Origin of the sequence: Rhizobium sp. RU20A, assembly GCF_900155885.1 — a bacterium.
In the GTDB taxonomy this organism is placed as follows: Bacteria; Pseudomonadota; Alphaproteobacteria; order Rhizobiales; family Rhizobiaceae; genus RU20A.
This window is the reverse complement of the sequence record NZ_FTMB01000002.1, coordinates 66,339-88,573: the sequence shown is the minus strand read 5'-3', so window position 1 is coordinate 88,573 and position 22,235 is coordinate 66,339. Positions and strand designations below refer to the sequence as shown.

Genomic DNA, 22,235 nt, shown 5'->3' with positions numbered 1-22,235 from the left:
CTCACGCGATGGATTTTGCGTCTGCGAAATCGCTTGAGCTTGCCGGAAAACCTGCCTAACCTTTTACCGCGTGGTCAAGAACCCGGCCGCCGCAGGGTCCGTCGAAGATCCCGGCACCCGTGGCCCGCCTATCGATACAAGACGAAAAAGGGGAATGGGATGAAGAAGATTGCAACTGCCCTGGCCACCGTCCTGCTGGCGGGCATCGCCGGTGTGGCGCAGGCGCAGGAACGCGTCGTCAACGTCTATAACTGGTCGGACTATATCGACCAGAGCATCCTTGAGGAGTTCACCAAGGAGACCGGCATCAAGGTCGTCTACGACGTCTTCGATTCCAACGAGATCCTCGAGACGAAACTGCTGTCCGGTGGCACCGGCTATGACGTTGTGGTTCCGACGGCCCACTTCCTTGCCCTTCAGATCCAGGCCGGCGTGTTCCAGAAGCTCGACAAGTCCAAGCTGCCGAACATTTCCAACATGTGGGACCTCGTCAACGAGCGCACCGCCAAGTACGATCCCGGCAACGAATACTCGATCAACTACATGTGGGGCACCGTCGGCCTCGGCTACAATGTCGAAAAGGTGAAGGCTGCCCTCGGCGTTGAAAAGCTCGACAGCTGGAGCGCCGTGCTCGATCCCGCCAATGCCGAAAAGCTTGCCGGCTGCGGGATCTACATGCTGGACTCGCCTTCAGACATCCTGCCGTCCGTCCTGAATTACCTGGGGATCAGCGCAGACACCACTTCTGCAGAGGACCTCGCCAAGGCGGAAGAGGTGATGATGAAGGTCAGGCCCTTCATCCGCAAGTTCCATTCCTCCGAATATATCAACGCGCTTGCCAATGGCGACATCTGTGTGGCCGTCGGCTTCTCCGGCGACATCTTCCAGGCCCGTGCCCGCGCCGAGGAGGCAAAGCAGGGCGTGACGGTCGATTACGTCGTGCCGAAGGAAGGCGCGGAAATGTGGTTCGACCAGATGGCGATCCCGGCCGATGCGCCGCATGTGGAGGAAGCCCACGCCTTCATCAACTACATGATGAAGCCCGAGGTGATCGCGAAAGCCAGCAACTATGTCTTCTATGCCAACGGCAACAAGACATCGCAGCAGTTCATCGACAAGGCGATCCTCGACGATCCCGCCATCTATCCGGATGACGAGATGCTGAAGAAGCTCTTCACGGTCTCGCCCTACGATCCCAAGGTCCAGCGCGTCATCACGCGGTTGTGGACCAAGGTGGTTTCCGGCCAGTAACAAGACAAAATGCCCGGATCTGTTCCGGGCATTTTTCTTTGCCGCAAAGGAAAGCGGCATCTGACATTTCCGTGCCGCCGCCTGCACCCGTCGGCGCATGATTTCAAGAAGACAAGGTCGTGTGGCGGCGGACCCGAGCCGCCGCACGGCCGCGCGAAAATGGGGAACCCGCATGAAATCTCTCGGCAGCATCCGCCGCTCCTTTGCCCCCTGGGCCGATCCGACGGCAAAGCCCTATATTTCCTTCCAGAACGTCACCAAGCGCTTCGGCGATTTCACCGCCGTCGACAATCTCTCCCTCGATATCTACCAGCGCGAGTTCTTCGCGCTGCTTGGCGCCTCCGGTTGCGGCAAGTCCACGCTGCTGCGCATGCTTGCCGGCTTCGAGGACCCGACGTCGGGCGACATCATTCTCGACGGCCAGAGCATCAAGGGCATTCCGCCCTATCGCCGCCCGGTGAACATGATGTTCCAGTCCTATGCGCTCTTCCCGCATATGTCGGTGGAGAAGAACATCGCCTTCGGCCTGAAGCAGGATGGCATGCCGAAGACCGAGATTGCCGAACGCGTGGCGCAGATGCTCAAGCTCGTGAAGCTCGAAAAATTCGCCGCCCGCAAGCCGCATCAGCTTTCCGGCGGTCAGCGTCAGCGCGTCGCTCTCGCCCGTTCCATCGCCAAGCGCCCGAAGGTGCTGCTGCTCGACGAACCGCTCGGCGCGCTCGACAAGAAGCTGCGCGAGGAAACCCAGTTCGAGCTGATGGACCTGCAGCAGGATCTCGGCCTGACCTTCGTCGTCGTCACCCACGACCAGGAAGAGGCCATGACCATGGCGGACCGCATCGCCGTCATGAGCGCCGGAAAGGTGATCCAGGTCGCGACACCGGCCGAAATCTACGAGGCGCCCAACTCCCGCTTCGTGGCCGACTTCATCGGCGACGTGAACATCTTCGAAGGCAAGGTCACCGCATCGAGCGGCGCGGCCATGACGGTCGCTGCGTCCAGTGGCTTCTCACTGGAGGTCGAGACAAGCGACCCACTTGCGTCGGGTGCCGATGCGGCTGTCGCCCTGCGTCCCGAAAAGATCCGCGTCACCTCGCAGCCCCCGGCCAGCACCGCCATCAACACCGTCGAGGGCGAAATCTGGGACATCGCCTATCTCGGCGACATGACCGTCTTCCACGTGCGTCTGCCCGATGGCAAGGTGGTCAAGGCCTCCATGCTGAACGCCGCCCGCGAGATGGACGATCCGCTCGCCTATGACCAGAAGGTCTGGGTCTCCTTTGCCGCCAATGCCGGCGTCGTCCTGAAGGGGTAGCAACATGTCCAAGGCCCTTTCCGCCCTTTCCAGTCGGCTGGTCATCATCATCCCCTTCGTCTGGCTGCTGATCTTTTTCCTCGCGCCATTCTTCATCGTCTTCCGCATCTCGCTGTCGACGACGGCCATCGCCATGCCGCCCTATACGCCGGTCTTCGACCTTGCCGACGGCATCTCCGGCATCTTGGAGGGCATCCGCGAGTTTTCCTTCGACAATTACGTCTGGCTGACGCAGGACGCGCTCTATTTCAACGCCTATATCTCCAGCCTGACGATCGCGGCGATCTCGACCTTCCTGACGCTGCTGATCGCCTACCCCGTTGCCTACGGCATGGCGCAGGCGCCGCGCAGCATTCGGCCGACGCTGCTCATGCTGGTCATCCTGCCGTTCTGGACGAGCTTCCTGATCCGTGTCTACGCCTGGATCGCGATCCTCAAGCCCGAGGGGCTGCTGAACCAGTTGCTGCTGTTCCTCGGCGTCATCGATAGCCCGCTCGTCATCCTCAACACCAACACGGCCATCTATATCGGTATCGTCTATTCCTACCTGCCCTTCATGGTGCTGCCGATCTATTCGGCGCTGGAAAAGATGGATGGCTCGCTGGTGGAAGCGGCCCAGGATCTCGGCTGCACGCCGACAACGGCCTTCTGGAAGGTCACCTTCCCGCTGTCGCTGCCGGGGGTCGTGGCCGGCTGCATGCTGGTCTTCATTCCCGCTGTCGGCGAGTTCGTCATCCCCGATCTTCTCGGCGGATCGGAAACGCTGATGATCGGCAAGACGCTCTGGAACGAGTTCAACGCCAACCGTGACTGGCCGGTCTCGTCCGCCGTGGCCATCATCCTTTTGATGATCCTCGTCGTGCCCATCATGTTCTTCCAGAACGCCCAGACCAAAAGCGAGGGGAGATAGACATGACCCGCTGGTCCCGCTTCAACATCGCCTCCATCGTGGTCGGCTTCGGCTTTCTCTACCTGCCGATCGTGCTTCTGGTGATCTTCTCCTTCAACGAATCGAAACTCGTCACCGTCTGGGCGGGCTTCTCCACCAAATGGTACGTCTCGCTGTTCCAGAACCAGGCTCTGATCGATGCCGCCTGGGTGACGATCCGCGTGGCGTTGCTCTCCGCGACGCTCGCCACTGTCCTCGGCACGCTGGCCGCGCTGGCGTTGACGCGGTACCGCCGCTTCCATGGCCGGGTGCTGTTCTCCGGCATGGTCTATGCGCCGCTCGTCATGCCCGAGGTCATCACCGGCCTGTCACTGCTCCTGCTCTTCGTGGCCATCGGCCTCGATCGCGGCTTCTGGACGATAACGCTCGCCCACATCACCTTCACCATGTGTTTCGTGGCGGTGGTGGTGCAGTCACGCCTCGTTACCTTCGATCGCTCGATCGAGGAGGCCGCGCAGGATCTGGGCGCAACCCCGGTCGCGACCTTCTTCCAGGTGACGCTGCCGGTCATCGCGCCGGCGGTTTTTTCCGGCTGGGTGCTCGCCTTCACGCTGTCGCTCGACGATCTCGTGATCGCCAGCTTCACCACCGGCCCCGGCGCAACGACGCTACCGATGCGGATCTACAGTCAGGTGCGTCTCGGCGTGACACCGGAGATCAACGCGGCCTGCACCATCCTGATCGGTGTCGTTGCCTTCGGGGTGCTGGTCGCCTCCATCGTCACCCGCACCCGGGAAAACCAGCGCGAGCGCGACGAGCGGGCTGCAGCCGCAGTGTGAGGCAGGCGAACGGACTGAAGAGGCGGAGGGCCGGGCCGAAAGGTGCCGGCCCTTTTCACGCCGGCCGTCAGGCGTCGCCGCGTGGCGGCAGGAAGATGTAGGTCAATAGCCAGACCGGCACGACGATCAGCGATCCCAGGAGAATGTTGGGCACGGCCCATGTCACGCCGCGCATGATGTAAGCCCACAGATCCGCAGGCGTCATGCCGATGCGCGCCAGCAGTTCCGCCGAGGAAAGGTCGAAGAAGGACAGCCCCGCCCCGGTGATGAGCGAGGCCAGTGCGATCTTGAAGGTGGCTGCCAGAAAGCGAAGCAAAGACATCCCCAGGTCGATGATTCGGCGGAAATCAGGCAGAGCATACTGCAAGCCGCGCAAAAGTAAGCAGCCATTTGCGGGTGGTACCCGCGTCGGCCGCCCTATTGATCGGGGGTGAGCACGGAGAGCGGCGTGATGACGGCCTGCGGCCAGGTGCCGCCGACGAAGAAGCGTGCGCCGGTCGTCAGCGGTTGGCGCGGCTCTGCCGCCCCGTTTGCGGAGCCGGTGCTCGCGGTGCCGACGGCCTGCGGGTCGTAGCGGCCCGCGAGCGCAAGGCCGCTGGTGGGCATGTCGATCATCCCTCGCAGATCGAGACTGCCGGCCGAGCCGACAAGACGCCCATACTGGACGTTCAGCCGTCCCCGGTCCAAGAGAGCGGCAATGTCCAGCATGTCGAACGGCATGCTCCCATCGGCGACGCTGGAGAGGGAGAAGGCCCCGCCGGTCTTGACGTTCTGCGTGAGCGTGGCCGGGGCGAGACCGGAAATCCGCCCCGCGCCGCTTCGGATCGTCAGGTGTCCGGTCAGCGACTGCGCCGGTGCCAGCAGGATCGGGTCCGGCGATTGCAACGCCAGCGAAATGGCGGCGCGCCCCTCGGTCATCGGTCCGCCGAGATTGAATGCCGTTGCGAGGCGCTGCATGTCCGCGTCGCGAACATGAATATCCACGCTGCCGCGGGTCTCCTCGCCCGGCGGAGCCGCGACCAGCAGCGTGCCCGACAGGCGCCCGTCCGCCACCGTCGCATCGCCGATGTCGAGGCTGAGACGGCCCGGCGCGCCGCGCAAACCCGCCGCCACCCGTGTTGCCGTCAGGCTGGAGAACTGCACGGTCTCGGCCGAGAGCCTGAGATCGGTCCGCACGCGCACCGTCAACTGGTCCTCGATCGCCGCGCCAAGATAGGACCGCTCCACCTGCAGGCCGCCGATGACAGGCAGCATGCTGGACAGATCGATCCTGTCGAAGGCAAGCGTACCCGACAGCATCGGCGTCCCATTGTCCGGCAGCGAAACATCGAGAACGCCGCGTCCCCCGGTGTCTCCGAGCGTGAGCTCGACGCCGTCAAACTTGATGGCGTCCGCCGCGGTCGACAGGCGAGCCTCCAACGCCACCGGTCCCAGCGTGTTGCGGGCAAGCTGCTCCAGCCCGAAGAAGCGGGCCATGCCGCCCACCGTCGGCGCCGAAACGCTCATCGAGCCCGCGACAAAGGGCTGCGCCGAGATCGTGACCGTGCCATCAAAGCGCGCGGTGACCGGCGTGCTTGTCACGGCGAGAAAAAGCGGCGCACTGCCGCCCCGGATGAGGGTCGCCGCGTCGCTGCTGCGGAAGGAAAGCGTGGTTGGCACGCCGTGCAATACGCCGGTCAGATCGCCGCTGACGCCCGTTCCGCCGGCTGGCAGCGCGACCGTTCCCCAGATGTCGTCGATCGACAAGGCGCTTGCGTCGTCATCACCCAAGACGCGCAGCCGTCCGCCCTCGATGACGAGGTCGCCGGTCACCGCGCCGTTCGGATCCGAGGGCCGCAGAAGGGCAAGCAGGCGCAGGATTGCATCCGCATCCCGTGCGCCCGCATCCGCTCCGCTTCCATTCGGGCTGAGGGTAAAGGTCGGTTGGTTGAGCCGCACGCCGTCATAATCGGGATGGCCAAAAAGCGCGCCTGTAACGTCGAAGCCGATCGTCACGCTGCGGGCTGTCACGGTCACGCCGGAGGGGTTGCGGCTGTCGGCGAAGCTGACATCCGGCATGGTCAGCACGGGCGCCGGCCAAAGGCTGAGGTCGGGCTCGCCGGCGACCGTGATCTTTGCTCCCATGCTTCGCGAAACGGCGGCCGTGAAGGCGGAACTCAGATCGCCGGCACTGAAAAACAGCGGAAAGGCCAGCCGTGCGACGACCGCCAGAAGAAGGGTGAGGCCGATGCAGGCGATGAGAACCCGACGCGCCAGGCGCAGACGCGGCGACACCGCAAGATGCGCGAGGCGCCAAACCTGACGGCGGCAGGCGGCAAGAAGGGCGGCAGGCGCGCTCGGCTGCATCGTGTCTCTTTTCCGCTCAGTGCATTTGGTGTTCTGGATAGGCGTGGGCGGTGTCAAATGCAATCGCCCCAGGGTTGGGGCGGCTCCTGTTGACCACAGGAGGGTTTGGCGGGACATGGTCGGGCAAGGCAAGCGATGAGGCATCGGTTGAAAGCCGTGTCCGTTAGAACCAAAGCCCATAGCCGCACCCATTTATTTCGCGTTGCAGCATGGTATACAAACAGCATGTGAGTGGAGGAAAACGAGCATGCAGCAGGACGCGCCCCTGTGGATTCCGAGCCAGGATCTCCTTACCAAAAGCCCCATGGCACGATTGATGGCGGCGGTCGCCGTGCGGCACGGTTTGTCCTTCGCCGGCCCCGATGCGTTCCATGCCTGGACGATCGAAAACCCCGGCCTGTTCTGGACGGAGGTCTGGGAAGACTGCGGCGTGATCGGCGAGCGCTCCGGACCCGCTCTCGTCCATGGCGACCGCATGCTGGAAGCCCGCTTCTTCCCCGAGGCAAAACTGAACTTTGCCGAGAACCTGCTTGCCCATGCTGCAAAGGGGTCCGGCGATCGCCCGGCCATCCTGTTCCGCGGCGAGGACAAGGCTCGCTCCGTGCTGTCGTGGGATGCGCTTTCGGCCCTCGTCTCCCGCCTGCAGCAGGCCTTTGAAGCGATGGGCATCGGCGCGGGCGATCGCATCGCCGCCATGATGCCCAACATGCCGGAAACGGTGGCCCTGATGCTGGCCGCCGCCTCCCGCGGCATCATCTGGTCCTCCTGCTCGCCCGATTTCGGCGACCAGGGCGTGCTGGATCGCTTCGGCCAGATCGGCCCGAAACTCTTCATCACCTGCGATGGCTATTGGTACAATGGCAAGATGCAGGACGTCTCGGCCAAGGTCGGGGTCGTCGCTACGAAGCTTGGCGTGCCCGTGCTCGTCGTTCCCTATGCGGGCGATGCGCCGGCGCTTGCCGCAAGCCTCCCGGATGGCCGCACGCTCGCCGACGCCATCGCGCCCTACACGGCCGCGCCCGTCACCTTCGCGCAACTGCCCTTCGCGCACCCGCTCTACATTCTATTTTCCTCCGGCACGACGGGCGTTCCCAAATGCATCGTGCATTCGGCCGGCGGCACGCTGCTCCAGCACCTCAAGGAGCATCGCTATCACTGCGGCCTGGAAGCCGGTGAACGGCTCTTCTACTTCACCACCTGCGGTTGGATGATGTGGAACTGGCTGGTCTCGGGCCTTGCGGTCGGCGCCACGCTCTGCCTGTTCGATGGTTCGCCCTTTTACCCCGGCGGGGAGGTCCTGTTCGATTATGCCGCGGATGAGCGTTTCGCTGTCTTCGGCACCTCGGCCAAATACATCGATGCCGTGCGCAAGGCGGGCATCACGCCGGCGACCAGCCATGATCTTTCGTCCCTGCGCCTTCTGACCTCCACAGGTTCGCCGCTCTCGCCGGAAGGCTTCTCCTTCGTCTACGAGGGCATCAAGCCGGACGTGCATCTCGCCTCCATTTCCGGCGGCACCGACATCGTCTCCTGCTTCGTCCTCGGCAATCCGCTGAAACCGGTCTGGCGGGGCGAGATCCAGGGGCCGGGCCTTGGCCTTGCCGTGGATGTCTGGAACGACGATGGCCAGCCGGTGCGCGGCGAAAAGGGCGAACTCGTCTGCACCCGCCCGTTCCCCTCCATGCCCCTGATGTTCTGGAACGATCCGGACAAGGCCAAATACAAGGCGGCCTATTTCGAGCGCTTCGACAATATCTGGTGCCACGGCGATTTCGCCGAATGGACCGCCCATGGCGGCCTCATCATCCACGGCCGGTCGGATGCGACGCTGAATCCCGGCGGCGTGCGCATCGGCACGGCCGAAATTTACAATCAGGTGGAGCAGATGCCCGAGGTCGCCGAAGCGCTGTGCATCGGCCAGGACTGGGACGACGATGTGCGCGTCGTGCTGTTCGTTCGCCTTGCGCCTGGCGTCACGCTGACGCCGGATCTCGACAAGGCGATCCGCACCCGTATCCGCACCGGCGCCTCGCCGCGTCATGTGCCCGCCAAGATCATTGCCGTTGCCGACATTCCGCGCACCAAGTCCGGCAAGATCGTCGAGCTTGCCGTGCGTGAAGTCGTGCACGGCCGGCCCGTCAAGAACAAGGAGGCACTGGCCAATCCGGAGGCGCTGGCGCTCTATGCGGACCTTCCAGAGTTGCAGAAATGAGGCGCTACACGCATTAACCGGAAAAGTCGCCGGAGTTAACCAAATGCCTGATTTCACGGAGCAACCGAGAGATGATGGGGTCGAAAATTAAGGTCTTGTTGACGATTGCAACGGCATTCTGCCCCCAACTTGAGACCGATCCATGATGGATAGGGCCGCAGCGCGCTGCATCAAGGCATGAAGCCGGCGTCTCCTCCAGTTGGTTTTCAGCTCGACTCATGAGGCAGCCTCGGCTGCCTCTTTTTTTATGCCGGTTTTGCCGCGCGGCTCTTGTCGAGCGAGCGCGAGACGAGCACGACGGGGATGAGGCCGGCCAGCACGATGATGACGGCCGGCACCGAGGCATCCTCGATCTTCGCGCGCGAGGCGTCTTCGTAGACGAGGGTCGCCAGCGTGTTGAAGTTGAACGGTCGCAGCATGATGGTCGCGGACAATTCCTTCAGCGTCTCGATGAACACGAGCAGGGCGGCCGAAAGCGTTGCCGGCCGCATCAGCGGCACCAGCACGCTGAACAGCGTCTGCGTCCCCGTGCGCCCCAGCGTGCGCGCCGCCATGTCGAGATGCGGGGAGAGCTTCTGGAACCCGGCCTCGATCGTGCCTTCGGCCATGGTCAGGAACCGCACGGAGGCGGCATAGACGATGGCAAAGCCGGTGCCGGTCAGAAGGAGGCCGGTGGAGAAGCCGAAGGTCGAGCGCATCAGGCCATCGACGCCGTTGTCGATGGCGGCAAGCGGAAAGAGCACGCCGATGGCAAGCACTGTCCCCGGCACGCCGTAGCCCATGGAGGAGATGCGGGCGGCCATGGCGATCGGCCGCGAATGGGTGGTGCGGGTGGCATAGGCCATCAGGAAGCCGATCAGCACGGTGATGAGCGCCGCCATGCCGGCCACGAAGAGGCTGTTGCCGAGGGCGCTGAGCAGCCGCTCGGAGGCAAAGGCGTCCAGGCGGCGAAGCGCAGATGAGCCAAGCACCAGCAGCGGCACGGCAAAGCCGAAAAGGACGGGCACGAGGCAGACCGCCATCGCACCCCATTTGCGCCAGCCGGTCAGCCGCAGGCGGATGCTGTCATTGACGGCGGTCGTCGTCTTGTTGCTGGTAAAGCGCTGCCGCCGCCGCGCCGCGCGCTCCACCGCCATCAGCGCAACCACGAAGACGAGCATGATGCAGGCGATCTGCGCAGCGCCAGCGAGACTGCCGCGATTGAGCCAGGTGTCGAAGATCGAGAAGGTCAGCGTCTGCACGCCTAGGAATTCGACCGCGCCGATATCGTTCAGCGTCTCCATGGCAACGAGGGTCAGGCCGACCATGATGGCCGGGCGCGCCATGGGGATCTGCACGGTGAAGAACACGCGCAGCGGCCCGGCGCCGAGCGTGCGGGCCACATCTGCCGCCGCACGCCCCTGCATCAGGAACATCGAGCGGCAGGCGAGATAAATATAGGGATAGAGCACCGAACTCAGCACCAGCACGGCCCCGCCCATCGATCGGATGTCCGGGAACCAGTAGTCGCGGCTTGTCTTGAAGCCGAAGACAGCCCTGAGGGCCGATTGCAGTGGCCCGGTAAAGGTGAAGACCTCGCCGAAGGCATAGGCCGCAAGATAGGCGGGAATGGCAAGCGGCAGAACGAGCGCCGCGGCCAGGACCCGGCGCAGCGGAAACTCGCAGGACGCCACCAGCCAGGCGGTCGTGACGCCCGTCACCACCGTCACGAAGCCGGTCATGGCGATCAGTTGCAGCGTGCGGCCTGTGGCGCGCGGAATGACGTGTTCGACAAGATGCGGCCAGTCTGCCGCGCCACCCGTCATGGCCAGCCAGACGATGGCCACGATCGGCAGCATGACGAAGGCGGCAACAAGAAGTGCTCCCGCCGTGAGTAGCGGATGGGTCAATGCCCTGCGGGGCGCATCCGCTTTCGTCCGGTGACGTTCAGGGTGCGTGGCAGCAATCGTCACAGTCGCATTCGTCCTTTCCCGGCACGGTCGGCCCCAGGGCGCCGACGCTGGACGGCGCGAAAGAGGAGCGCACGCCTCATGTTTGCTCTAGCGCATCGTGCGGGAAATCAAAACGGATTTTCGGGTGCGCTCCCCCTGCGGACGGGCGTAAGGGAAGGGGAACGGGCCACGGCCCGCTCCGTCAATCCGCCAGCACGCGCTGCGAGGGGAAGGTGATCTCCACCAGCGTGCCCTCATTGGGCGCGGAGGTGATGGCAAACTGCGCGCGGTTGGCTTCCACCATCGCCTTCGTCAGGGGAAGGCCGAGGCCGGTGCCGTCGCCGCGCTTGCGCGCGCCCGTCGTCACCTGGCGGAACGGCTTCATCGCCTGCTCCAGCTCGCCGCGCGTCATGCCGACGCCGGTGTCGCGGATGCGCAGGATAACGTTGCCATTCGGCTCATAGCCGCAGGACACGACGATCTGCCCGCCCGACGGCGTGAAGCGGATGGCGTTCGAGAGAATGTTGAGCGCGATCTGCTTGACGGACCGCTGGTCGGCGACGACACGCGGCACGGCGCCCGAAAGCGATGTGCGGATGATGACGCGCTGGGCATTGGCCTGCGGCTGCACCAGCGAGACGGCTTCCGCGATCGCCTCGTTCAACTCGACGGCGGAAAATTCCAGCTCCATTTCGCCCGCCTCGATCTTGGAAATGTCGAGGAGGTCGTTGACGATATCGAGAACATGCCGGCCGGAGCGGCCGATGTCGCTGGCATATTCCACATAGCGCGGATTGCCGATGGCGCCGAAATGCTCGCTCGCCATCATGTCGGAAAAGCCGATGATGGCATTGAGCGGCGTGCGGATCTCATGGCTGACGCGGGCGAGGAACTCCGTCTTGTGGGCATTGGCCGTCTCTGCCGCCCGCTTGGCGCTGCGCAGCTCGTCTTCTGTGCGCTTCCACTGGGTGATATCGCGGATGACGGCGCAGAAGCCGTTGGAGGCGGAAAGCCTGCCCATCGTCATGAACAGCGGCAGGAAACCGCCCGACGCTTCGCGGCCGATCACCTCGCGTCCGTCATTCAGCACGCTCGCCACGCCATGGCCGGAAAGACCGGCAATATAGTCCATCACCGCCCTCTGGCTCTCATGGGCAAAGAGCATCGCAAACGGCTTTCCGCGTGTTTCGCTCTCGTCGTAATTGAAGAGGGCGGAAGCGGAGCGGTTCAGCGACCGGATCTCGCCCTCCGGCCCCAGAACGACGACGCCGTCCGTCGCAGTCTCGAGGATCGAGCGCAACTCGTCCACTTCCGTGCGCAGCGCCGCCATCTGCTCGCTGTCCGCGGCGGCGGGTGCAAAGGCGCTCGCCGTTTCGGTCGGCGTATCGATTGGCTCGTCGCTGTCGCTGTCGCTGCCGTCGAGGTCGACGGCCGGTGCCAGCGCCAGCAGCAGCGCATGGCCGTCATGCCAGCGAATGGAACGCAGCCGCGCCGTCACGGCCAGCAACCGCCCCTCCGGCCGGATCAGTTGCATGGTCCCGTCCAGCAGTTCCTCTTCATCGTCTTCGGGCGCCGCAAACAGCGCGTCCAGCCCGCCTTCCGCATCAAGGTCGGCGAGCGAGGCATAGCCGGTCAGGTTGAGGAATTCCGGGTTGGCGTGAAACAGGTTGTCGCCATTGTGGACCAGCAGCGCGACGGGCAGCGCATCGATCAGCGACTCGTCAAGGCCCGTGCCGCGGCGGGCGCTGTCCGGGTCGAGCGCATCCTCGCTCGCCTCTTCACCGTCATCGATGTCGGGCGACACAGCCATCGTCTCGACCGGCGCCGCCGGTTCAGGCGCCAGCGCAGCCTCGTTGGTGTTGTCCTCCGCATACGCCGCATCCGTCACAGGCTCGGCCAGCCCGTCCGTATCCTCCGCGTGATCATTTCTGGAAACGGTCGGCGCATCGGCCGCTTCGTCACTAGATTGCGACAGGCGCTCGGCATCCACCGGATCGTCGTGGGTGTCCGTGCTTTCCGCCGCGCCGGTGGTTCCATTGTCCGTATCGGCGGGCGGGGCGGGGGCTGCCTCGACGGTTGGCGCGACCGCAGGCGAGCCTGCTGCCTCCAGCGCATCTGCCTTGTCTTCGGTCGCACGATCCGTCTCGGCGGGGGCGGATGCCGGGGCGCTATCGATCGTCTCACCCAGCCGCCGCGCGATTTCGCGGAAGGCCGCCTGTTCGCCACGGCTTAGCGGCTCGCGAACGGGCTGGCGGATCGAGGAGAGCGGAATGACGTTCTCGCCGATCACCGGCGCTGCCGCATATTGAAGCGCCGGCGTTTCGCCCGCGAAGGGATCGTCGGTGGGCACGCCTTCAGCGGTGTCTCCTGTCGTTAATTCCCCCAAAGCTTCCGGCAGATCGTCCTCCGTCTCCGGTGCGTCCGCAACGGCGGCGCCGAGAACGTCAGCGCCGGACACGAGCGTGAGGCCGATGCCGTCCGCATCCTCCGCCGCATCCGAAACCCGCACGATGCCGAAGCCGCGGAAGCCGTCAAAACTGCGGGCGCGCGAATAGGTCGGCAGGGCCGCGAGATCGACGGGCACTTTAAGCCGCGTACCCTCCACCGGCCAGAGCACGGTCTTGCCTGACCAGGTGTCGCGCCGCTGGAGAAGACCGGTAATCACGCCATCCGGATCGATATGGAAACGCTCCGCCAGCGCCGCGAAGGACTTGCCGACCACATCGCCGGCATGCGGGCCAACGGTCGCGGCAAATTCGTCGGAGACTTCGCTGAAATGCCCGTCGGCATCGATCTTCCACACGAAACGCACGGCGCGCCCGCCCGGCTGGAAGGTGAAGACCGGCTCGGCAGGCTCGGCGGCCTTCTCGCGCGTCGCGGCAACTCCCGTGCTCACATTGGTCTTTGTGGCCGGCTCGGTTGTCCCGGGCGCAGCCGAGACGCCGTCCTGTGCGGCATCATCCCGCGCCACTTCGGGCCGCGAAACTTCAGGCGTCTCATCATCGGTCGGCTTTTGAGGCGCCTCGTCCGTCGCGACGTCGTCGGCCGGCAGGGCACCTTCCTCGGAATGGACGATGGTGGACGGATCATGGGCCTCGCCCGTCGCGGCAGGCGTTGCCACCGGCTCTTCGCCATTCTCGGGCGGGCAGGTCAGCAGCGCGGGGTCCTCATCGCTGCCGGGCAGCTCGTCAATGTCGACGGCCATGTGGTCGGCGGGCGTGAAGGCGACCGCGGCCTGATCCCCGGCGGCGGCAAGAACGTCGCCGGCGGATGCCACGGTCGAGGCTTCCGCAAACGCGGCATCGTCCATCGGCGGATGGTCTTCCGCCTCGTCCGTTTCCACCGGTTCCGGTGCGCCGAACGTTTCCTCGTCGCCCTTGGGAGGGGCGGCTGGCAGTGCGGGGTCCTCGTCGCTGCCTGGCACCTCGTCAATATCGACCGGCCGAGGTTCTGCCGAGCCGGAAGCGGCATCGGTCTGGACGGCGGCATCCTCAACGGCAAGGGGCTGCGCCGCAGCGGGCGCGGCGGCCGCGGCCGGAAAATCCTCGTCCTCCATCGGATCCAGACGGCCGAGAATGGTCTCGACGGCAAAGAGGAGGTGCATCTCGTCGGATACGCGGCCGATGGCGGCCGGCAGCGTGCCGCGTCCGGTGGTGATGGGGCGCTTGACGAGGCGGTCCGGATGGCGCGCAACGGCCGAGATCAGTGCCTGCGCCGTGTCCGGGCGCAGGCCGAGCGCATCAAAGCCCGCCGACGCCGCGATCACCTCGCCCTCGGTGCCGAGCACAGCCATATGCGTATCGGGATCATCAAAGCCCGAGATCATCCGCGCCGCGCAATCGCGCGTGCCGGGCCGGCTTGCGGAGACTGGTGCTGCAAACAGCACGGCCGGCTCTCCGGCGTGGATTTCGATGAGGGACAGCGTCGCCACGACGACCGTGCTGCGAAAGCCGCTGGCAATGCGCAGCGAGACGCTGCGGGTCTCGCCGAGCGCGGAAAGTTGGCGCGCCGCCGCCTGCAGCTGCCGCGTCATCACGTCGTTGGCCGGTAGGCCGCTATCGATGAAATCATAGATATTGCCGGTGCTGAAAAGCGCGGCCGCAGCACCATTGGCCCACAGCACCCGCAACAGATCCGTCGACATCAGCGCCGCCGCCGCGCCGCTCGCAAAATGCGCCCTGACAGCCGGGTGAACGGCGATATCGATGAAGGGATACTGTTTCGCGGCCATGGACGGTCTCATTGCTCGGTGCTCCACCCGGAAGGCGGGCTTTTCTTAACACTCTATTAATACCTTTGCAGGGCGAAAGGGTCCATGCCGGCCGTCCTTCGCGCCACCCCTTTCGCCGTGAAGGGTTAACGGCCAAGCCGATGCCCGATTTATGTTGCGGTGCACAATGATATTGCAATGCACAATAATCGGTGCTATATAATGGGCATCCGAGGAAACAGGGCTTTGACGACAGGGCCCAAAAGGAGATCACCATGGCCACGAAGAAGACCGACGACGTATTTGGCTTTGCCGCTTTCGACCCGGCAAAGCTGACTGAAAACTTCCGCGACCTCGCCGAAAAGGGCGCGACCCAGTCCAAGGACGCCTATGCCAAGATGAAGGTTGCCGCCGAAGACGCGGCCAAGACCGTCGAAGCGACGATGGAAAGCGCCCAGGCCGGTTCCGTCACCCTCGGCCTCAAGGCCATCGAGGCCCTGCGCGTCAACGCTGAAAGCTCGCTCTCCCACATGGAAGCCCTGCTCGGCGTCAAGTCCGTTTCCGAGCTCATCGAGCTGCAGACCGCGTTCCTGCGCAAGCAGGCCGAACTCGTTGTCGAGCAGGCAAAGACCATGCAGGAAGCCACCCGCAAGGTTGCCGAAGACGTCTCCAAGCCGGCCAAGACGGCCGCTGAAAAGACCCTTGCCACCTTCCAGAAGTAAGTCGGAGGCCGGCCTCGAAGCCGGCCGTCTGCTTCGCCTCGCATTTCCGGGCCCCGTTGCGCCATGATGGCCGCAGCGGGGCTTTTTCCTATGTGCAGCCCATCGCCTCGTCAGGCAGGTCGCAGCGTCTCTGCGTCTGCAGCTGTCACACCGACCCGATACACCCGGCGCGACTTTTCTACCCCTTGGCCCAACTTATGACTTGCAAAAATCCCCCTCCCGCCGTATGTGACCCCCCGTGCAGTGCCGACGGCGCCTGCGCGATTGTGCGGTTGTAGCTCAGTTGGTTAGAGCGCAGGTTTGTGGCACCTGAGGTCGTAGGTTCGATTCCCACCAACCGTACCATTTTCCACAATTTGTTCAGTATGTTGGGAAGCAAGTGCTTTTCCGCTTGGTGCTGAAGTCATGTGCCAGCGTTCCTGTGGAACAGGTCTTGAACATCTCCGGCGCTCCGGCATGAAGCTTTTTTGAGCTTCGGAACGCCGATAATCCAAATGCAAGACCCTTTGGAATTCTGGCTGGTATCCCGATTTGTCCTGATATGCAGGCCTTAACTCTCGACATTATCTCACGTTCAGTGAAATGCGCTACGCGCATCACCGTCGTCATTTATCTGCGCAACGGCCAATAGGGGCTGTAGTACATGACCTTGGAAGATGATTTTAGAGCATTTCCGGTGAAAACGGGAGCACCTGAAATGCTCTATCTATCTGTTTTTACGCAGTCCGGACGCAAAACCGCTAACGCACTTTTGCTGGACGTGCTCTAGTGTAATCGACTGTGCCAATGATTTCGGAGAGGAGATCGAGGTCTTCACTTGTGGAAAATATGACCTGCTGGTGCCTGCCTTTGGACTGTGCCGCGCACCGAAGTAGCTGTCCGAAGCTTATGCGAGAAGAAGATTGTTGCCTTGGTTCGTCGAAGACCAGAAGGCCTGGATGATTTGTTTTTTCAGTTGAGGCTGTCTCCAGCAGGCCGAGTTGGTACGCCCACTTTACCCGCCTCGTGCTTCTTCAGAATGCTGATGATCTGTTCGTCCGTGAAACGGTTGCGCTTCATTCTTTGGTCCTCTCGATGGGCCAGAGCTTACTTCAAAATGGATGAGTTCAGCGGGGGCAAGGTCTCCCCCCGCAGGCGCTTTTATATGTGCCTGCGAAAGTCTGCAAGAATAGCCATGCTCAAAAAAATTTCCAGGATTGGTGATCCAAATAAATTCATTATCCGTAGAAATAAATTTTTACGATACTCAATTATACTTTCAAGATAAAAAACAAGCGTGTCGGGCATAAATGATATATTAACAAATTCTTCCCAGCATAAAGCCAAGGCTGAATTGGCATTATTGTTTCGGGGAGATGTGAAATGCTGTTGGGGCGTGCGGCGAAGGCGCAGATACAGGCACTCAATGCCATCAAGGCAAATGTTATGGTCGCGGATGCGTCCTTGAATATCACTTACATGAATCCGGCCGTCGTGGCACTTCTTGAGGAAGCCGAGGCGGATCTGAAGAAGGAGTTGCCGCGCTTCAGCGTTGCTTCGCTGATTGGTAGCAACATCGACATCTTCCACAAGAACCCGACGCATCAGCGCACCATGCTCTCGGCGCTGAAAGACACGCACAGCGCCACCATCCGGGTTGGCGCGCGCGTCTTCGATCTCGTCGTTACGCCGCTGAAGAACGGCAAGACCGTGACCGGCTTCGTGGTGGAGTGGGCCGATGCCAAGGCGCGGCTCCTCAACATGGACTATGCCGCGCAAATCGCCGCGATCAGCCGCTCGCAGGCCATCATCGAGTTCGAGATCGACGGCACGATCATCACGGCGAATGATAATTTCCTCCAGCTGATGGGTTATACGCTGGACGAACTGCGCGGCCGCAAGCACGAGATGTTCGTCGATCCCGGTTTTGTCGCGTCCGCGGAGTACGGCACGTTCTGGAACACGTTGCGCTCCGGCCGACACGTGGCATCGGAGTTCAAGCGCCGGACCAGGACCGGCCAGGAAGTGATCATCTCGGCGTCCTACAACCCCATTCTCGACCATCAGGGCCGTGTGGTGAAGGTGGTCAAATTTGCGACCGACGTCACCCAGCGCGTCAAGACGGTGGCCTCGCTCGGCGATGCCCTGAAGAAACTGTGCTCCGGCAATTTCGGCTTCCAGCTGGAAACGCCCTTCTCGCCGGAATTCGAGGAACTGCGGCACGACCTCAATCGCTCCGTCACGCAGCTGTGCGGGACCTTCCTCGAGATTTCCGGCAGCGTGGATACGATCGGCTCCGGCAGCGAGGCGATCCGCGAAGGCGTTCAGGACCTCTCGCGCCGCACCGAATCCCAGGCTGCGACGCTGGAGGAAACGGCCGCCGCGCTTGACGAGATCACCGCCAATGTGACCGCCTCCACGGCCCGCGCCGCCGATGCCCGCCATGTGGCGGCCGAGGCCAACGCCAGTGCCCACAAGTCCGGCGAAGTCGTTGCCCGCGCCGTCGAAGCGATGAGCCGCATCGAGGACTCCTCCTCGAAGATCTCCTCCATCATCAGCGTGATCGACGAGATTGCCTTCCAGACCAATCTCCTGGCGCTGAATGCCGGGGTCGAGGCCGCACGTGCCGGCGAGGCGGGGCGCGGCTTTGCCGTCGTGGCGCAGGAGGTGCGCGAACTGGCGCAGCGCTCCGCCAAGGCTGCAAAGGAGATCAAGGACCTTATCCGCAATTCGACGGATGAAGTGTCGAGCGGCGTCAAGCTGGTGAGCGAAACCGGCCAGGCGCTGAAGACGATCAGCGACTTCATCTATCAGATCCATGCGCATATGGAGGCAATCTCCACCGCATCGAAGGAACAGTCGATCGGGCTTGCCGAAGTCAACGGCTCCGTCAACAGCCTCGACCAGACGACCCAGCAGAATGCCGGCATGGTGGAGCGCTCCAGCGCCGCCGCCAGCTCGCTCGCGGCGGAGGGCCAGAAACTGCGCCTCATGATGGGCCAGTTCCAGCTGGAAAGCGAGGGGCGCGCCTCCTTCGCGGCTGCTTCCTACACCACGAGATCAAGTCGAGCCGCCTGAGCCGACAGGCGCCCCCGCTTGACCGCCCGGCACGGTGCCCCCCGCCGTGCCGGGCCGATTTTTCTGAAGACGTGCGTTCCTTTGTGGATATGTCGCCAAAGCGCACGTCTGACGCCTCCTGCCGCAGCCGGTTTGCCGTCAAGCGTGGTAAAGCCGGTTGAGATGCCCCGGGGCGCGTGCTGCCCCTGTCGATCGCCGTCCCATGGCGACGTGACGGGCGAGACGAGGGGAAGACGCCATGACCATCGCCAGCAGCCATCCGTCTGAGCCCGATGGCGCCCTTCAGGTCATGCGCGACCTGGCTCGCACCGGAAAGCTCGGCGTTCCCGAACTGCTGCAGTTTGCCGAGGCGCGGGCGGCCGCCGGCCGGACTGGCGAGGCAACAGAGATCTACAAGGTCTGGATCGCCTACAACGAGACCCATCCGCACGCCCATCTCGTGCTCTTCAACTATTCCGTCGTGCTCCGGCAGGCAGGCGATATCGCCGGCTCCATCCACGCGCTCAGGGCCTGCCTGAAGGTCGAGCCGCGCTTCGGCCAGGCGCATATCAATCTCGGCCGTGCCTATGAGGATAGCGGCCTGTCGGCGCTTGCCATCCAGCAGTGGCGCGCCTTTACGGAGCTGACGGCAGAGAGCACCGCCGACAAGGTCGCGCACCGGCTGATGGCTCTGCAGCATATCGGCCGCGTCATGGAAAATGCCGGCCTGATGGAAGAGGCGGAAACCGCGCTCTGGCAGGCGATCGAGCTCAGGCCCGACAAGCCCGAGGCCGGCCAGCACTGGAGTGCGCTGCGCCAGCGTCAGTGCAAATGGCCGATCCTGACGCCATCCGAACATGCGCCGCTGCGCGCGCTGATCGATTCCCTCTCGCCGCTGGCGCTCGCCTGCTACGCGGACGACCCGCTGTTCCAGCTCGCCCGCGCCTGCCGCTACAGCAAATCCTTCGTCGGTCGGCCCGACACGAGCGGCTTTCCACGCCGCCCCGTCAGGCAGAAGACCGGCAGCGGGGCGCGCCTGAAGATCGGCTATGTCTCCTCGGACCTGCGCGACCATGCGGTCGGCTTTGCGCTGCGCGAGGTGCTGGAACTGCACGACAAGGCCAGTGTCGAGGTCCACGCCTATTATTGCGGCGATCCCGTCCCCAATGACGCCACGCAGGCGCGCATGAAGGCGGCCGTTGATGTCTGGCGCGAGATCGGCGCCGTCTCGGATGCCGAAGCCGCCCGGCAGATCGCGGCCGACGAGATCGACATCCTCATCGACGTCAATGGCTATACCAAGCACGCCCGCACCCGCATCTTCGCCTATCGTCCGGCGCCGGTGATCGTCAATTTCTGTGGCTACCCCGGCTCCATGGGCAGCCCTTTCCACCAGTACATGATCTCGGACGGGCGCATCGTGCCGCCTGACCACGAGATCTACTACTCGGAAAAGGTGCTGACGCTCGCCTGCAGCCAGCCGGTGGATCGCAAACGTGTCATCGACCAAATGCCCGCACGCGCCGAGGCCGGTCTGCCGGACAATGCCTTTGTCTTCGCCTGCTTCAACGGCATGCAGAAGATCACGCCCTCCACCTTCGCGCAGTGGATGGACATCCTGAAGGAAAGCCCCGGCAGCGTGCTCTGGCTGCTGACCGGCGGCGAGGCCGTGGACGAGCGTTTGCGCCTTCTTGCCAAAGCGGCCGGGATCGAGGCCGACAGGCTGATCTTCGCGCCGAAGGCTGCGAATGCGAAGCATCTCGCCCGCATCGCGCTCGCCGATCTCTTCCTCGACACCTTTCCCTATGGCGCCCATTCCACCGCGGCCGATGCGCTGACCATGGGGCTGCCGGTGCTGACCTTCCCCGGCAAGGGCTTTGCGGCCCGCTTCTGCGCCAGCATCGTCGCGGCCGCCGGCGTACCGGAACTGATCGCCGCCGACCCGGCCGATTACACGGCAAAGGCCATCGGTTTTGCCCGCCGCCCGGAGATGCTGAAAGCGCTGCGCGCCACGCTGGCCGCCCGGCGCGACACTTGCGCGCTACGCGACACGCCCGGCGTCGCCCGCCGACTGGAAGAGCTTTACTGGCAAATGCAGGGCGAAGCCGAGCGCGGCGAAACGCCGGTGCCGGACCTTGCCAATCTCGATGTCTACTACGAGATCGGTGCCGAACTGCTGGCGGGTCACACCGTACCCGTCGACGACGAGACCTACCGCGCCCGCTACCGGGAAAAGCTCGCCGCCTGGCACGCCTTCTCACCCATCCCGCCGGATCGCCGGCTCTGGAACCGCGAGGATGCTGCGCGGTGAGCGTCGGCCAGAGCAGGGCGATTGCCATTGCCGGTGCGGGTCTTTCCGGCGCCGTCATCGCCCGCACGCTCGCCGAGGCCGGGCATCGGGTCGAGGTCTTCGAAAGCCGCGACCACATCGCCGGCAATTGCCACACGGCCCGTGATGGTGAAACCGGCGTGCTTGTCCATGTCTACGGCCCGCACATCTTCCATACCGACGATGCCGAAGTCTGGGACACTGTGAACCGCTTTGCCCGCTTTCGCCCCTATCGCAACCGGGTAAAAACCACGAGCGGTGGGCAGGTCTATTCGCTGCCGGTCAACCTGCACACGATCAACCAGTTCTTCGGTCGCACCTTCCGCCCGGACGAGGCCCGCGCCTTCATTGCCGGGAAGGCCGACCGAACCATTGCCGAGCCCGTTACCTTCGAGGAGCAGGCGCTCGCCTTCGTCGGCCGCGAACTCTACGAGGCCTTCTTCAAGGGCTACACGGAAAAGCAATGGGGCTGCCCGCCATCCGACCTGCCAGCCTCCATCCTCAAGCGCCTGCCGGTGCGCTTCAATTACGACGACGACTATTTCTTCCACCGCTTCCAGGGCATGCCGGAGGAGGGCTATACGCCGATGGTCGCCGCCATGCTCGATCACCCCGGCATCGCCGTCCACCTGCAAACCCCCTTCAGCCGCGGCGGCAGGGATGGCTACGCCCATGTCTTCTCATCCGCGCCGCTGGATAATTGGTTCGGTATGGCTTACGGATCGCTCGGTTATCGCACGCTGGATTTCGAGCGGTTTACCTTTGAGGGCGACTATCAGGGCTGCGCCGTCATGAATTATGCAGATGCGGACGTCCCCTACACCCGCATCACCGAGCACAAGCACTTCGCCCCCTGGGAAAGTCACGACGGATCCGTCTGCTACCGCGAAAGCGCGCGGGCCGCGGGGCCCGACGACATTCCCTACTATCCGATCCGGCTGGTGCGGGAAAAAGCCCAGCTCGCCCAGTATGTTGCGCTGGCAGCAGGGGAGACCGCGACCACCTTCGTCGGCCGCCTCGGCACCTACCGCTATCTCGACATGGACGTGACGATCCGCGAGGCGCTGGATTGTGCCCGGCTTTATCTTCAAAAGAGCGCTGCCGGCGAGCCCATGCCCGCCTTCGTCACGCCACCGCTCTGATCCTGACTGCGTA

Annotated in this window: 13 protein-coding genes and 1 tRNA gene; 10 read left to right on the top strand and 4 right to left on the bottom strand. The window is 63.8% G+C overall.

Annotated features, from left to right (window positions below; genetic code table 11):
* The first annotated feature begins 159 nt into the window (after positions 1-159).
* From F3H41_RS09085 to F3H41_RS09070, 4 genes are all read left to right on the top strand, one after another.
* Positions 160-1,251 carry a polyamine ABC transporter substrate-binding protein gene (locus tag F3H41_RS09085; RefSeq protein ID WP_149738355.1) on the top strand — a complete coding sequence of 364 codons (1,092 nt, stop codon included), beginning with the start codon at positions 160-162 and terminating at the stop codon, positions 1,249-1,251.
* A 172-nt stretch (positions 1,252-1,423) separates the two neighbouring features.
* Entirely contained in the window at positions 1,424-2,566 is a 1,143-nt protein-coding gene (locus F3H41_RS09080) for an ABC transporter ATP-binding protein (protein ID WP_149738354.1), read from the top strand.
* 4 nt (positions 2,567-2,570) lie between these two features.
* The gene (locus F3H41_RS09075; protein ID WP_149738353.1) at positions 2,571-3,476 is read left to right on the top strand and encodes an ABC transporter permease subunit; all 906 of its coding nucleotides are present in this window, start codon (positions 2,571-2,573) and stop codon (positions 3,474-3,476) included.
* 2 nt (positions 3,477-3,478) lie between these two features.
* The gene (locus F3H41_RS09070) at positions 3,479-4,294 is read left to right on the top strand and encodes an ABC transporter permease subunit (protein ID WP_149738352.1); all 816 of its coding nucleotides are present in this window, start codon (positions 3,479-3,481) and stop codon (positions 4,292-4,294) included.
* A gap of 67 nt (positions 4,295-4,361) precedes the next feature.
* Here F3H41_RS09070 and F3H41_RS09065 read toward each other — a convergent pair whose 3' ends face one another.
* Together F3H41_RS09065 and F3H41_RS09060 are read right to left on the bottom strand one after the other, a co-directional pair.
* Positions 4,362-4,616: a DUF6460 domain-containing protein gene (locus F3H41_RS09065; RefSeq protein ID WP_244616149.1), complete on the bottom strand. Its 255-nt coding sequence runs from the start codon at positions 4,614-4,616 to the stop codon at positions 4,362-4,364.
* Between the two features lie 95 nt (positions 4,617-4,711).
* Positions 4,712-6,640: an AsmA-like C-terminal region-containing protein gene (locus tag F3H41_RS09060; RefSeq protein WP_188129402.1), complete on the bottom strand. Its 1,929-nt coding sequence runs from the start codon at positions 6,638-6,640 to the stop codon at positions 4,712-4,714.
* 247 nt (positions 6,641-6,887) lie between these two features.
* Here F3H41_RS09060 and F3H41_RS09055 point away from each other — a divergent pair, with 247 nt between their 5' ends.
* Positions 6,888-8,852, top strand: a complete 1,965-nt coding sequence (locus tag F3H41_RS09055; protein WP_149738350.1) for an acetoacetate--CoA ligase — start codon at positions 6,888-6,890, stop codon at positions 8,850-8,852.
* Between the two features lie 245 nt (positions 8,853-9,097).
* Here F3H41_RS09055 and F3H41_RS09050 read toward each other — a convergent pair whose 3' ends face one another.
* On the bottom strand, positions 9,098-10,690 hold the full coding sequence (locus tag F3H41_RS09050) for an iron ABC transporter permease (RefSeq protein ID WP_149738621.1): 1,593 nt from the start codon (positions 10,688-10,690) through the stop codon (positions 9,098-9,100).
* A gap of 295 nt (positions 10,691-10,985) precedes the next feature.
* Complete coding sequence (locus F3H41_RS09045; protein ID WP_149738349.1) at positions 10,986-15,014, bottom strand: ATP-binding protein; 4,029 nt, start codon at positions 15,012-15,014, stop codon at positions 10,986-10,988.
* 254 nt (positions 15,015-15,268) lie between these two features.
* On the opposite strand from F3H41_RS09045, the gene F3H41_RS09040 reads away from it, so the two are divergent.
* The 5 genes from F3H41_RS09040 (at position 15,269) to F3H41_RS09015 (ending at position 22,222) form a co-directional block, all read left to right on the top strand.
* Entirely contained in the window at positions 15,269-15,715 is a 447-nt protein-coding gene (locus tag F3H41_RS09040) for a phasin (protein WP_149738348.1), read from the top strand.
* 268 nt (positions 15,716-15,983) lie between these two features.
* Positions 15,984-16,060 (top strand) — tRNA-His (locus tag F3H41_RS09035).
* A gap of 1,098 nt (positions 16,061-17,158) precedes the next feature.
* Entirely contained in the window at positions 17,159-18,772 is a 1,614-nt protein-coding gene (locus F3H41_RS09025) for a methyl-accepting chemotaxis protein (protein ID WP_244616148.1), read from the top strand.
* 238 nt (positions 18,773-19,010) lie between these two features.
* The gene (locus F3H41_RS09020; protein WP_149738347.1) at positions 19,011-21,062 is read left to right on the top strand and encodes a glycosyl transferase; all 2,052 of its coding nucleotides are present in this window, start codon (positions 19,011-19,013) and stop codon (positions 21,060-21,062) included.
* A complete protein-coding gene (locus F3H41_RS09015; RefSeq protein ID WP_149738346.1) occupies positions 21,059-22,222 on the top strand; it encodes a UDP-galactopyranose mutase in 1,164 nt (387 codons plus the stop codon). The genes F3H41_RS09020 and F3H41_RS09015 overlap by 4 nt, the downstream gene beginning before the upstream one ends.
* Positions 22,223-22,235: the final 13 nt, after the last annotated feature.

Excerpts from the sequence above, each read along its gene's own strand:
- F3H41_RS09020 (WP_149738347.1), top strand. The coding sequence starts at position 19,011 with ATGACCATCGCCAGCAGCCATCCGTCTGAGCCCGATGGCGCCCTTCAG.
- F3H41_RS09075 (WP_149738353.1), top strand. The coding sequence starts at position 2,571 with ATGTCCAAGGCCCTTTCCGCCCTTTCCAGTCGGCTGGTCATCATCATC.
- F3H41_RS09050 (WP_149738621.1), bottom strand. The coding sequence starts at position 10,690 with ATGCTGCCGATCGTGGCCATCGTCTGGCTGGCCATGACGGGTGGCGCG.
- F3H41_RS09085 (WP_149738355.1), top strand. The coding sequence starts at position 160 with ATGAAGAAGATTGCAACTGCCCTGGCCACCGTCCTGCTGGCGGGCATC.
- F3H41_RS09060 (WP_188129402.1), bottom strand. The coding sequence starts at position 6,640 with ATGCAGCCGAGCGCGCCTGCCGCCCTTCTTGCCGCCTGCCGCCGTCAG.
- F3H41_RS09065 (WP_244616149.1), bottom strand. The coding sequence starts at position 4,616 with ATGTCTTTGCTTCGCTTTCTGGCAGCCACCTTCAAGATCGCACTGGCC.
- F3H41_RS09070 (WP_149738352.1), top strand. The coding sequence starts at position 3,479 with ATGACCCGCTGGTCCCGCTTCAACATCGCCTCCATCGTGGTCGGCTTC.
- F3H41_RS09045 (WP_149738349.1), bottom strand. The coding sequence starts at position 15,014 with ATGGCCGCGAAACAGTATCCCTTCATCGATATCGCCGTTCACCCGGCT.
- F3H41_RS09040 (WP_149738348.1), top strand. The coding sequence starts at position 15,269 with ATGGCCACGAAGAAGACCGACGACGTATTTGGCTTTGCCGCTTTCGAC.
- F3H41_RS09080 (WP_149738354.1), top strand. The coding sequence starts at position 1,424 with ATGAAATCTCTCGGCAGCATCCGCCGCTCCTTTGCCCCCTGGGCCGAT.
- F3H41_RS09055 (WP_149738350.1), top strand. The coding sequence starts at position 6,888 with ATGCAGCAGGACGCGCCCCTGTGGATTCCGAGCCAGGATCTCCTTACC.